This is a genomic window from Sodaliphilus sp., from assembly GCF_045598405.1.
Classification (GTDB): Bacteria; Bacteroidota; Bacteroidia; order Bacteroidales; family Muribaculaceae; genus Sodaliphilus; species Sodaliphilus limicaballi.
Map to the genome: position 1 here is coordinate 1 of NZ_JAZLLZ010000155.1, position 13,739 is coordinate 13,739.

Here is a 13,739-nt window from a genome sequence, read left to right on the forward strand (position 1 = left end):
ATCCGCGCGGGGAATCTGCAAAAAATCTATTGTAGTATAGTTACAACAGATTGCTCTGATTTAACTGAATAAGAAATTATTCTAATTATTTTAATTTCTTTCAGTTATTATTAAATCAGTGTTATCAGTGAGATCTGCGCGGGGATATTACCCAGAATACCATTGCTGAATAGTTACGAGATGTTGACAAAGAATAATTTTTTTGTTAATTTTTAGTTGATTTCAAGCGAAGCGCCTTTTTTTGTTTTTAGTCCCTTTCTACAGAAAAACAAACGCTTATATATTCAACTTTAGCACATCAAAAAATTACTCAACTTTAGCATGTGAAAACATTTGAGTTACACCTATTTGCTCCGATTAGCGTCCTACTGGACGCAATGCGTGTTGCATTTCTTGAAGGTGTGGTTTGTTTTATGCGCTATAGTACAGATTAAGCCAGATTTTCGCACTTCGTTTTTGAATGTGTGGACAAAAGCGAAACCTAGGCACTACATTTACTTTGCACTGTCGTGATTTTTTAGTACCTTTGAACCGAAAAAATTTTTACGGTTATGAAAAAGCTTGTTTTTATCCTTGTCGCGATGTTGGCATTTACCGCATCAGCATCGGCACAGTGCACGGCTCTTATTAAAAAAATACAGCAGCAAACTGAGCAAAAGGTCAATAGGGCAGTGAGCAACGCCAAGCGTGGCGCTAAAGTTAAAGTATATCCAAAAATTGGCTCATTCCCGTTGCTTGGCCCCAGCAAGGAACTCAAGAGTGCAGTCAAGGCATTGTCTTCACGCAAAGCATTGCCTCTTCCCACTCCTGACAACACTGCTGTGAGAATTACCCCTGATAGTTTATATAAATATTGCACACCTCATTGCGCACATGACAGCACCGCCGTGCAAGCCTGCGACAGCATCAATGCTGCAAAGTGATTAGTCGGCTATAGGATTATCTATGCGACAGCCTTGCCCGCAATGCCTCGCTAACGCTGGCAGCGGTTAGTAATCATAGTCATACTCGCCGTCGTCTTCTTTGCCGGCTTCGAAACCGTCGTGATAGCCATAGGCATAGCCGTCTTTATAGTCCTTGCGGTTCTTGCCTTTGTAGCGGCATTTGGTGTTGTAGCTGTCACCGTAGTCGCCTGTGTCAGAGTCCTCGTAGCCATCCTCATAGCCCTGGTCATATCCTTCGTTCCATGCCTTGCTGCGGTTGTTATAGAAGTCATGCCATGTGGCAACCTTGGCAGGGGGTTGAGGCTGGGAGGATGGCTCTTGCTCGACTTTCGTGATTTCAACAACAAGAGCTTGCGAGTCGGGGGTGTCGTGTGTGTATTCGTAGTGGTCAGTGGGGTCGGTGAGGGTTGACTCGGTGTAGTGTTGGTCTTGTTGTGGTGTGGTCGTCACGTCGTGCGACTCATTGTTGCCGCACGATGTGACCGCTACTAGGGTAATAACAAGTAATGTAAGGAGATGTCTCATGTTTTATTTTATAGCTTCGTTTTGTTTATGAATAGCACAAATTGTGCCAAAGTTGCGAAAAATGAAAAAAAATTTGCTCTATTTGATGATTTTTTATTAATTTTGCACAATCTCCATTGGCATGTGAATGCCGGCTAACTACAATTTACAATCTATATGAAAAAAACATTTATTCTCTTAACACTGATCGCTTCGTTCGTGGCAATGTGCGCCCAGCAGACAATGTGGGTGTGCGTGGGCGACGTGAAGTATGCCTACCCCTCGGCTGTTGTGGGTAAGATGCCTTACGACTCGGGGCAGCTTAATGTGATGGGCAAGACTTTTGCACTGAACGAGATCGACAGCATTTGTGTCGATGCAAGCGATTTTGACGATGACAACATCGTGGTGACTTACAACGGCAACCGTGCCGAGGTGAAGGTGGCAGGCAATATTGCCTCTCACATCACTGCCAGGGTGAACGGAGCTCATGTGGCTGTGCTGCAAGACGCTAGCGTGGCAAGTGAGTATTACTACACCTTGCAGGGAAGCACAAGCAACGGTTCTTTCTACCAGAACGGCGACTACAAGATGACGCTTGTGCTCGACGGAGTGTCAATCACTAACCCCGACAGTGCTGCCATCAACATACGTGACGGCAAGCGCATTGCTGTGGAACTCGTGGACGGCACCACCAGCAACCTTGTCGATGGCAAGAACGGCAAGCAGAAGGGGTGTTTCGCCGTGAAAGGCCACACCGAGATCAAGGGTGCTGGCACGCTCAACATCACGGGCAACACCAGTCACGCATTCTGGGGCAAGGAATATGTCGAGTTGAAGAAGACCACTGGCACCATCAATGTCCTGGGTGCAGTGGACGACGGTTTCAACATCAACCAGTACTTTGCCATGAAGGGCGGCAACGTCACCGTGAAAGGCGTGGGCGACGATGCCTTGCAGGTGAGTCAGGAAACCGACGACAATGACGTGGCGCTTGACGAACCCGAGAATACTGGCGACGTGACCGTGAGCGCCGGTAAGATTGATTTCACCACCACTGGCAGTGCAGCCAAGGGGTTCAAGGTTGCCGGCAGTTTCGTGATGACCGGTGGCGACGTGGCCATCAGCCAGAGCGGTTCGCTCATCAACGAGAATGGCGACATCAGCTATGTCACTGCGGTCAAGGCCGAAGGGGATATAACCATCGGCGGCGGCAAGGTCACCATTAACAACACTGCCGACGGAGGCAAAGGCTTGAGCGCCGACGGCAACATCACCATCGACCAGACCGCAGCCACTACCGTCATCGACATCACCGCCAACGGCAAGGGCGGCACAGCCGAGAACTCCGGCACTACCCCCGACCAGCCCAAGGCAAGCTATAAGGTGTATGTGTCCAAGCCCAGCAGCGGAGGAGGATTCGGCGGTTCGAGCGCGTGGAGCAAGGTTTATCTCTACAAGAGCGACGGCACCCTGGTGCAGGAACTCACCCAGACGGAGAGCAAGTCGTCGGGCTACTCGACCATGACATTCTATTATTACGACTTCAAGACTGCCGACGGCGGCACTTATTACTTCAAGAGCGACAATTACACCAGCCGCAACACCACTTACACTATCAAGAGCGGCAATTTCACCGCTCCCACCAGCGGCAGCGACGTGTACTACTCTATCTCTAGCAGTTACTCGACTAGCAGCACCACCCGCACCTACACGCTGAGCAACGTCACCTCGTCCTATGGCGGCACTAGCGACACCAGCGAAGACCAGGGCACAGGGTACAACGCCGCAGGCATCAAGGCCGACGGCAATGTGACTATCGCTGCCGGTACAGTGACCGTGAAGAACAACGGCGACATGAGCAAGAGCATCAAGAGCAAGGCCACTGTGACCATCAATGGCGGCAGCATCACCCTCACTCCCAGCGGAGCGATGAAGGTGATCAACAGCGACGCAAGTTACTGCACTGGCATCAAAGCTCAAGACTTCGTGCAGAATGCAGGCACACTCACCATCAATTCTAGCGGAGCGGCAGGCAAGGGTATCAGCGCCAACGGCAGCATCACCACCAATGGCGGCACGCTCAACGTCACCGCGACCGGAGCTGGGCAGACCGGCACCAACAACGCGTCTTACACAGCCAAATGCCTCAAGAGCGACGGCAACACTGCTCTCAATGCCGGCAACATCACCCTCAAGGCCACAGGCAGCGGCGGCAAGGGAATCAAGGTGAACGGCAAATACACCCAGGGCGTTCAGGGCGGCAGCGGCCCCACGCTCAACGTTTCTACTACTGGCGCGGCACTGGGCGGCAGCACTAGCGGCGGAGGCGGTGGTGGATGGCCCGGCGGAGGCGGCAGCTCAAGCGGCTCGTCGGCCAAGGGAATCAAGGTCATGGGCGAAATTCGCGTCTATGGTGGCGAGACAGAGGTCACCACCACTACCAACGGCGCCGAGGGCCTGGAGTCGAAAGTTGCCATCTACATTGAGGGCGGTAAGCACTATTTCAAGTGCTATGACGACTGCATCAACTCTAGCGGAAACATCTACTTCAACGGCGGTGTCACAGTGTGCTACGGCTATGGCAACGATGCCGTGGATTCTAATGCCGGACGCACTGGAGCCATCACCATAGGCAACGGCATCGTGTTTGCCTACACCACCAAGGCGTCGCCCGAGGAAGGCCTTGACTGCGACAACAACAGCTACATCCAGATCACAGGCACCGGCATCGCTATCAGCGCTGGCGGAGCACAAGGCGGAGGAGGCGGCAGCAGCACCATCAGCAATGCGGCACAGGGCTATAACTTCTACACAAGCAGCGTGTCTTACCAGCCCGGACGTTACTACACCCTCGCCGACGCCAGTGGCAACAACCTCGTGACTTACAGCTTCGAGGCCGCATGCAACAGCACCCTCGCGCTGTTCACAGCCAAGGGCATGGTCAAGGGCAGCAACTATAACGTGAAGTACAGCACCGCGGCACCCACCGATGCAACAACCGCATTCCACGGCTTGTATCTAGGCAGCACCGCCAAGGGCACAACCAGCGTTATCGGCACGCTCACAGCCAAGTAAAAGCAACTATCCTCCCGGGCAACTCGACCTCTCAGGGAACCCGGGAAACTTCGTTCAGAAGCTTTTTGACTGAAAGTTACTATGTTTACGTCTGCAAACATAGTAACTTTTAGTTTTTCCTCTGATCTCTCAGGGAACTCGGGGAAGTTTTTCGTTTAGAGGCTCTTTGACTGAAAGAAATTATAAGAAATTAAAAGAAATTCTTGTTGCGAGTTTTTTTTAAGACTGAAAGAACAGAAATAAAAAATTTTGAATAATTTCGGATAATTTCTTTCAGTTTTCACTCTCGGGGAACAGAAAGCAGGTTAAAATTTTCAGAAAATAAAAAAACAATCTGCGCCATCTGCGTAATCCGCGAGAGAAAACTTCCCCGAGTTCCCCGGGTTCCCCGAGAGGTCAGAGAGGCCAGAGAGGCCAGAGAGGCCAGAGAGGTTAGGTGTATTTATTGTGATTATTGTAGGAAATATCAGTTTTTTTTCATAAATTTGCATAACGATACGAAAGGAAAATTACAAACTAGACCATTCATGGCAGTGGTGCGAGGCACTAACTGCATGCAGCAAAAACAATTAGAGTAATTCTTTACACAAAAAGGGTGGACGAATATTTTTTACAACACCCCCTTTTCAAGATGAATTATTTTAACTGCATTACGGGCCACGCATTGAAGATATAACGACAAAACTAAAATAACTGTATTATGAGAAAATTGAAACAACTTCGTCTATTGGTGCTATTGCTCATTGCGAGCATGGCATTCACTGGACATGCCGACCCCAAGCGCGAATTCCGCTCGGGTTGGTTCACTTGCGTGAGCAACATGGACTGGCCCACCACCAAGGGCACCAGTGCTACTGCAATCGCAGCACAAAAGGCCGAGATGATCGCCATCCTCGACGCGATGCAGGAGGCTCACCTCAACTCGGCTAGTTTCCACGCTCTTCCCATGAGCGACGCGTTCTACCCGTCACAGTACCTGCCGTGGTCGCAGTGGCTCACCGGCACACGCGGCACCGCACCGAGCGACCCCACATGGAACCCGTTGCAGTTCTTCATCGACGAGTGCCACAAGCGCGGCATGCAGGCGCTTGCTTGGCTCAACCCCTACCGCTACAGCGGCAACGCAAGCGCTACCTATGTGTGGCACACCACCAACGCCGGCTGGAACAATTCGCTCGACAGGGAGATGCAGCAGCACATCATCAACCATAATTACTACTACACCCTCAACCCCGGTGACCCCTGGTCGCTGCAACACCTCAAGAACGTCGTCACCGAGCTTGCCGGATATCATGACCTGGACGGTATCATCTTTGACGACTACTTCTATCCCAACCTCATTCCTGAGAACAACACTGCCACCGACTGGAGCACCTACCAGAGCTACAAGAACAAAGGCGGCACCCTCTCGATAGGCGACTGGCGCCGCAGCAATGTGAACACAATGGTGAAAGAGCTGTACGCCACCATCAAGTCGATTGACCCCAACATGACCTTCGGTATCTCGCCCGCTGGTATTGCCGGCAGCGTTTCGACATCGGGCAACAAGTACACCAGCGACGGCGTCAGCGCCAACCCTTGTAACAACGACTGGCAGTACAACCAAATCTACAGCGACCCCCTGGCTTGGCTCAAGGACCGCTCTATCGACTACATCTCGCCGCAGCTCTACTGGGCAACAACCCACAGCACCAATGCTTACGGCACCCAGATAGACTGGTGGAGCAACGTGGCCAACATCTTCGGCCGCCACTGCTATGCAAGTCACTACATTGCCAGCGGTGAGTCACAGGCCTCCACCAGCAACATCATCAAGTGGGAAAACCCCAGCACGTTCTCCGAGCTCAAGAGCGAGGTTGACCTCAATCGTTCAAAGACACGCAACAATGCCCCCGGCAGCATCCTGTTCTCAATAAAGTGGCTGCAGACCAAGACCGACATGCGCAACTACATCGAGAACAACGTCTTCACCCGTCCGTCGCTGCGCCCGGTGATGAGCTGGATGCCCAAGGGCAACTACAGTGCCCCCGGCAACCTGGCGCTCAACGGCAACACTCTGTCGTGGGACAAGGTGACCAGCGACCGCGGTGCGCAGTATGCAGTGTATGCGATACCTAACAGCGTGTTGCTCGCCAAGAGCAAGGGCAGCGACGGTATCAAGGGAGACTACCTCATCGCTGCTCCTTATGGCAACAGCGTGGAGATCCCCACTCAGTACCGTAACGGCTACTGGTTTGCAGTGACAGCAGTCGACGCGGCCGGCAACGAGTATGAGCCCACAACCATCAACGAGCCCGACCCCACCGTTATCCCCGACATCGTTCCCTCCCTTGCCAGCATCGAGTCGCTTGACAAGTGGAGCGAGGTGTGGCGCAACAACAGCTACAACAGCGACGCCCGCAACCTGTGCTACGGCGACGGCAAGGTATTCGTAGCAACTACCGACGGCAACATCCATGTGCTCGACGCCAAGACCGGCACTCTCATCAAGAACCTCAATATGAGCGGTGTGAGCGGTGGTACATTCTCTGTGTGCGGCGTGCAGTATCGCAATGGAAAGATTTATGCCGCCAACCTCACCACAGCACCGAGTTCAAGCACATCACCCATCAAGGTATATTGCTGGGACAATATTGACGCAGCCCCCTCTGTCGTGCTCAATGTCACCACAAGCGAACTTTCACGCGTCGGTGACCACTTCGGCATGAGCGACAACTATATCTTCTTTGTACGCGACAACAAGGCAATTCGTTACCGCATCGGAACAACCACGATGGAGAAAACAACGCTTCCCATCACCCTGAGCACTACGCCTCACATCGACCCTGTGGACGACAGCTATTTCTGGGTTAACTCAATGAACACTAATCCCATCAAGTACAAATGGGTAACTAACGGCAATGCCACACAGGCCGAGACCACAGGCGGCATACTGGGCAACACCAATGGCACAGCCTTCGCTCCCTTCACAATGAGCAACGGTAATGAATATGGATTTGTCGTTGACTACCTCAACAACCGGACACAGGGATGCGCCAACCTCATCCGCAAGCAGAGCGGCTCATGGAACACTGGCGCCAACGTCCACTTGCCTCAGGCTGGACTGGGTACTGCCGACAACTCAAGTTACGGATCAAGCATCGCCGTCAACCTCTCAGACGCTAACGGCGTGACCACCGCCGTAGACATGTGGATACTGGTTACCAATCAGGGTATCGCTCACTACACAGCCGGTGCCGAGGACTCATACGCGAGCGACGGCATAGGCCGCTTCTACCGCATTCCTGGCTCAGGCCCCTACGCAGGCCGCAAGCTCATGGAGCTCACACTGCCCAAGCAGGTGGGCACCTTCAGGCTGTCATGCAAGAAGGACATGGAATATGGCATCGACGTGAGCGGTGACAGCAAGGAGAACGACGCTGATGTAATTATTTACAAAACCAGACAGACCTTCGAAATCACCCACCGCGCCGACGGCTACTGCACCATCTCGCGCAACGGCAACTGCCTTACCATCCAAGGCAATCCCACCACGGTGAGCAACGGCAACAACATCCTCATGTATGAGTATAACGGTGGCACTAACCAGCTGTGGAAGTTTGTGCGCAACGACGACGGTTCTTACACCATCATCAGCAAGAAAAACAAAGATTTTGTGCTCGATGTCAATGGCGGTACAATGGCCAACAGCACCAACGTGCAACTATACTCCAGCAACAACAGCGATGCTCAGAAGTGGATCCTCGAGCCCGTGGGCAACGCTGCAATGCCCTACTATGCTGTGCCCGACAGCTACTTCCAAAAGTTCCTCATCAAGGAAGGCTATGCCCGCATCTACAACGAGAACAGCCACCAGATTACCGGCACAGCGACCCTGGGTGCCAACTTTGACACTTATGCCAAGGCTGGCAGCGGCGAGCACGTCGTGATCCTGCCCGAGACCATCGCCGCCCTCACCGAGTTCAACGGACTGGGCGAGTATGGCGACGAAAAACCCCACACTACACAAGATGGCAAGAGTTACACACAGTTTGAAGGCGTGAACAGCCTCAAGGGCATCGAGTACTTCACCGAGCTCAAGACACTGGACATGTGCCGCGCCAAGTATGGCACCAACGCTGCCACCTATGGCGGTATCTTCAGCATCATCCAGGACGGCGAGATGAACCTGAAGTACAACACCAAGCTCGAGTACATTGACCTCGACTTTGCCGACATCATTGACTTCGGTCAAACCGGCATCAAGAACCTCAAGAACCTCAAGTACTTGAACCTCAACAACAATGCCCACATCAAGTCAATAGACATCAGCCAGCTGGAAAGCCTGGAGCAGCTCAACACCGACCACTGCGTTGAACTGACGCAGATCAACGCCAGCCACAACGAGAACATGAAGGTGCTCAGTATCTTTGACACCATGATAGGGTATGACAGCAACTACAGCCTGCAGAAACTCGTTGACAACTTCCCCTACCTGGCGTTCCTCTATGCCCACGCAACCTACAACAGCGAACTCGACATGAGCAAGCACACCAAGCTGCAGTCGCTGTGGGTACACAACTCGGCATTTGCCAACCGCCAGAAGGCCAAGGGAAACTGGCTGCACAAACTCGACCTGAGCGGCTGCACCGAACTGCGCGACATCCACGTGCAGAACATGCACCTTGCGGCACTTAACATCCCGTCGACCCACCTTGGCGAAAACTTCACCGACGAGTTCAAGAACCTGATAATAGGCCGCGAGCTGGGAGCAAACTCTACACCACACGGCTCTACACCTCCCCACTACGTTGATGCAGACAACAACTACCGCCACATCAGTGCCGATCTGGCAAAGTGGTGCAAAGATGATATAAATGGAAACAAGAAGTACTACTACATGTACTACCTGCGCACTGCTTGGACTGGTCCCGAAAACAAAAGCGACCCTATGCTCAAGGACAAGAAAGGATACTATGACATCTACTCCTATGACAGCTACGTGGCCGACGCCGATGCCGGAAACCGCAGCAGCAAAAAACGCGTGCAGCTGGACTACACACTGGACGACGATTTGTTTTACCCCAGCAAGGTGATGTCGTGCAACACTGCCACATTCACTAATTCCATAGAAAGCATAGGCGTGATGACACATGAAGACTCCGGCACACCGCTGTGCATGATTGTTGACGGCGAGTTCATCAACAAAGAAGTGCTGGATGCCGACTTCATCAGCGGCTTGTCAGGCAATGTGAATGGTTCGATAATCATCCTCAAAGCCGGCTGCAGCAACTCATCTACGTTTAGCAATGTTGAAGCCCCACCGGCAATATGCTACAATTACAACATCATCTCTAGCAATGCCCGTGCCGTGAATTCCAAGACGTTCTTCCTCGACATAGACTATCCGGCTGTCAACGGCATCGTCACCGGTGTGGACAACCTCGATGCAAGCAAGGAGATAGCCAGCGTGAAATACTACGACGTGGCAGGACGCGAGAGCGTGATTCCCTTCCGCGGCATCAACATCGTGCACGTCACCTACACCGACGGCACCACCACAACCGCCAAGGTAATAAAGTAACGCCACACATCCACCACCAAGAAACCGCCCCGCACACCCCGCCAGGCGGTTTCTTGTTATTCAACTTTAGCATTTGATAACAACTATTGCTAATTTATTATAAAAGCTGTAACTATTCACCAATGGAACTCCCCGCGCGGATCTCACTGATAACACTGATTTTTTTTCATTGAAAAAATATATATAGTGGATTTTTTAGACCTCAGGGAGGTCGTAACTTTGGTTAACCGCTGGTCGCAGACCTGCGGACTGCCGGTGGGGGGGTGTGAAGTGTAATAAAATCGCGGTTGAAGACCGCAACCTCGAAACGTGCAAGGTAGCGGTCTTCAACCGCGGTACAGCGTATCGCGTTTACCCTGCCCTGCCTTCGCTTGCGCTCAGTTAGGACAGGGTTATGTGCAGAACTGCGTTCTGCGTATCGGCTTCCAGCCTCTCTTTGGCTTATGCTTTGTGTGAGTGAGATCCGCGCGGGGAATCTGCATAAAATCTATTGTAGTATAGTTACAACAGATTGCTCTGATTTAACTGAATAAGAAATTATTCTAATTATTTTAATTTCTTTCAGTTATTATTAAATCAGTGAGTTCAGTGAGATCTGCGCGGGGAGTTCCATTGGTGAATAGTTACCTATTACAAAAAACTGTTAAATAATGTTACCCCCCCATAAATAATGTAAAATTTATTACTTTTGTAAATTACTTATCAGAAAATCAAAACACTACAACAATATGAAAAAATTACTATCCTTATTCGTTATGGTTGCAGTGGCTGTGAGTGCCATGGCTGCCGTGGGCGATGATTTCAATTTCCAGAATTGTACTTATCTCATCACTAAGGAGTATGTTAACAGCGCCGAGTATGGCGAGATAACCTGTGTGGGCCTCAACGCTACCGGCAAGGCCGCACAGTCGCTTGACCTTACTATCCCCAACATCCTCTCGCGTGGCAGTAACCCTACCAGATTCTACCGCGTGACTAAAATCAAGGATGAGGCATTTAGGGGGAACACCAACATTGTCTCGCTGAAGATTAGCGACAAGATAGGCCATGTGGGTAAACTCGCATTTGGATGGTGTGTTAGTCTTAAGACTCTCGATTGCGCTGCCGTAGAGCTGGGCGTCCAGGCGTTCCAGTCGTGCGACCAACTCTCAAAGGTAACCCTGCAGGAAGGCTTGACTAAAATCGATGCGTTTGCTTTTGCCAACTCGGGTGTCAGTGAGATTAAGATACCGGCTTCGGTGACATCGATAGGCCGTATGGCATTCAGAGAGTGTTCTAATCTCAGCACTTTCACGGTGAACGCTAACAACAAATACTATGCCGATTACAATAATGCGCTCTACACCAAGGACTACAATTCAATCCTGTATGTTCCCAGAGGAGCCAAATATGATACGTTAATGAAAGTTCACGGCAATACCACTATTGTAGAGACCGAGGCTTTCTTTGACTACATAGATTACAAGTCTTGGGTTATTTTGCCCTACGGCATCAAGACCATCAAGAGTGATGCTTTTTACTGTTCAGAGGTCGAGCGACTGGTTATTCCAGCCACGATTCAGACCATCGAACCCGACGCATTCCGCAAGTGTGAATATCTCAACCATCTCTTCGTCAACAAGAAAGGTCCTTTTGTTGTAAGCAAGATTTTCACCGATGCCCATAAACCTCACCTCTATGTGCCGTATGGTAGTGAAGACTATTACAAGGCCAATGGATGGGGAGAAGTTCAAGACGTCAACACGCGAGGACTCGTGTCATTTGACTTGATAAATCACAATGGTATCGCCGCAACAGTCACCAGCACAGTGCCTTGTACCGGAAATGACGGAAAATCTTACGCAGGCCGATGCTCTATGGTTAAGCCGCCCATGTTTGCGGATGATGACAATCTATATAATATACCAGATTTCTATGATGTAGGTCAAAAACAATTTGCACTCACCAGCATCGCCCCGCGCATTAAGAGTTCATACTCTGAACAATATTCTTATTACGGAGGTACAAATGTTGACTCTATTGCTAATGAAGCCTTTATCAATGCCCAAATTAAAAGTGTAGCACTTCCCAATGTAAAATATATAGGAAAAAGTGCATTTGAAGGATGTACCAATCTATTGGCGTTTGAGTTCTCTAAGACTTTGCGTTACATAGGCACAAATGCATTCAAGAACTGTAAACTCAACGGCGTATTTCCTACTGGTTATAAAGGATATAAAAATTACCATGGTGATGTAATCCTTCCCACAACTATCATTTCAATCGGTGCCGATGCTTTCTATGGTACAGCGGTTAACAGAATTGTTGTTCCCAACTCTATTAAAAGCCTGTCGACCGATGCGTTCAGGGGTATGGGTAAAGTTCAGGAAATATACCTCAATCAGTATCCTCCTGAGTGGGACCAGTTCCGCTTCACAAATGTACCCAGTACATGTAAGTTGTATGTACCTGTGGGCAAAACCTTTGTAATGCGCGACAAGATAGGCAGTGCATTCAAGTCGGACAATATCTTGGGTGGTGCATTCGACTTTGCATATAAAACCGTGTATGATATTGAATTTTCTAGACTCAAAGAACCGGCAACCATTATAAGTGATCAAGCATTCTACCAGGATGGTGTGCGATATGACGGCAAGGTTAAGTATGTGAGATGTCCTACAATTTCAATACCTAACAATTTCACGGCATCTAATTACTTGGAGAACAATGGCAAGAAGTACCTGGTGACCGAAATAGATGACTCTTGCTTTACTAATTTCAGTAATATGACCGCAACCGACCTTTCAAGGATGACGGCACTGGAACGCATTGGCTACAGGGCCTTCACTGGTACATCGGTCACCTCGCTCACCATTCCCGAGACGTGCACACGATTTGGCACTGGTGCATTTTTCCAGGCTACCAAACTCAAGGAGCTTGTTATCCTCGGTACAAAGCCCCGCACATGGGACGCTCAATACTATGGCTTTAATGCAAGCGGCTTCATGGTTTATGTTAACAATGAGGTGCTTTATAGCAACTACTGGAACAAGGACTATAGCAGCTGGAACAAAAATGACAACAGCGATCCCAGGGATGCGCTTGCCGTTTATGTAAAGCCCGATTATGACAACTACAATCTGGGTGTATGTATTCCTCTTGATTTCGCCACTTCGGGCGTTAATGCCTATGTGGCATCAGGGTTTGCTAACGACAATACCATAAAGACGGCTCGTGTCAACTCTGTGCGAGCCCACAATGGCGTAATTTTGACAGATCTCACCCCTGGAAAGATTTATAAAATCAATCGTTCGACTAACCCCATAGGAACTTCAAATTTCAGTGCATCGTCACGCGACGATGTTAATCTCAGCCCACTTGTAGGTGGCTACTACTGGGACTGCAATGCTAAGAAATTCAGCCGTCCATCAGACACTTCACGCCCGTTCTATACAGGCTTGGGGCGTTCTTACCTTGACTTTACCTTCTACCAGGGTCAAGAGTTGTTCATTGATTTGTGGCCCAACACACCCGAAGGCAAGAAGGGCGACGTGAATGGTGACGGCGAGGTTGACATCACAGATGCAAATATCTTGACCAACATCATCCTGGGCAAGGACACGGCAAGCAACTATGGAGGCCGTGCCGATGTCGATGGCAACGGTGCCGTT

5 protein-coding genes are annotated in these 13,739 nt (G+C 50.3%); 4 read left to right on the forward strand and 1 reads right to left on the reverse strand.

Annotated elements, in window-relative coordinates:
• The first annotated feature begins 551 nt into the window (after positions 1 to 551).
• On the forward strand, positions 552 to 923 hold the full coding sequence (locus ACKI3C_RS10655; protein ID WP_407404844.1) for a hypothetical protein: 372 nt from the start codon (positions 552 to 554) through the stop codon (positions 921 to 923).
• A 66-nt stretch (positions 924 to 989) separates the two neighbouring features.
• Here ACKI3C_RS10655 and ACKI3C_RS10660 read toward each other — a convergent pair whose 3' ends face one another.
• Positions 990 to 1,469, reverse strand: a complete 480-nt coding sequence (locus ACKI3C_RS10660) for a hypothetical protein (protein ID WP_407404846.1) — start codon at positions 1,467 to 1,469, stop codon at positions 990 to 992.
• A 156-nt stretch (positions 1,470 to 1,625) separates the two neighbouring features.
• On the opposite strand from ACKI3C_RS10660, the gene ACKI3C_RS10665 reads away from it, so the two are divergent.
• The 3 genes from ACKI3C_RS10665 to ACKI3C_RS10675 all read left to right on the forward strand — a co-directional run.
• A complete protein-coding gene (locus ACKI3C_RS10665; protein WP_407404848.1) occupies positions 1,626 to 4,526 on the forward strand; it encodes a carbohydrate-binding domain-containing protein in 2,901 nt (966 codons plus the stop codon).
• A gap of 700 nt (positions 4,527 to 5,226) precedes the next feature.
• Positions 5,227 to 10,089, forward strand: a complete 4,863-nt coding sequence (locus ACKI3C_RS10670) for a family 10 glycosylhydrolase (protein WP_407404850.1) — start codon at positions 5,227 to 5,229, stop codon at positions 10,087 to 10,089.
• A 728-nt stretch (positions 10,090 to 10,817) separates the two neighbouring features.
• Positions 10,818 to 13,739, forward strand: a 2,922-nt coding sequence (locus tag ACKI3C_RS10675; RefSeq protein ID WP_407404852.1) for a leucine-rich repeat protein, incomplete at its 3' end; no start/stop codon positions are given.

Bases quoted from the DNA above. Each gene is read 5' to 3' on its own strand.
- ACKI3C_RS10665 (WP_407404848.1), top strand. From the start codon at position 1,626: ATGAAAAAAACATTTATTCTCTTAACACTGATCGCTTCGTTCGTGGCA.
- ACKI3C_RS10655 (WP_407404844.1), top strand. From the start codon at position 552: ATGAAAAAGCTTGTTTTTATCCTTGTCGCGATGTTGGCATTTACCGCA.
- ACKI3C_RS10660 (WP_407404846.1), bottom strand. From the start codon at position 1,469: ATGAGACATCTCCTTACATTACTTGTTATTACCCTAGTAGCGGTCACA.
- ACKI3C_RS10670 (WP_407404850.1), top strand. From the start codon at position 5,227: ATGAGAAAATTGAAACAACTTCGTCTATTGGTGCTATTGCTCATTGCG.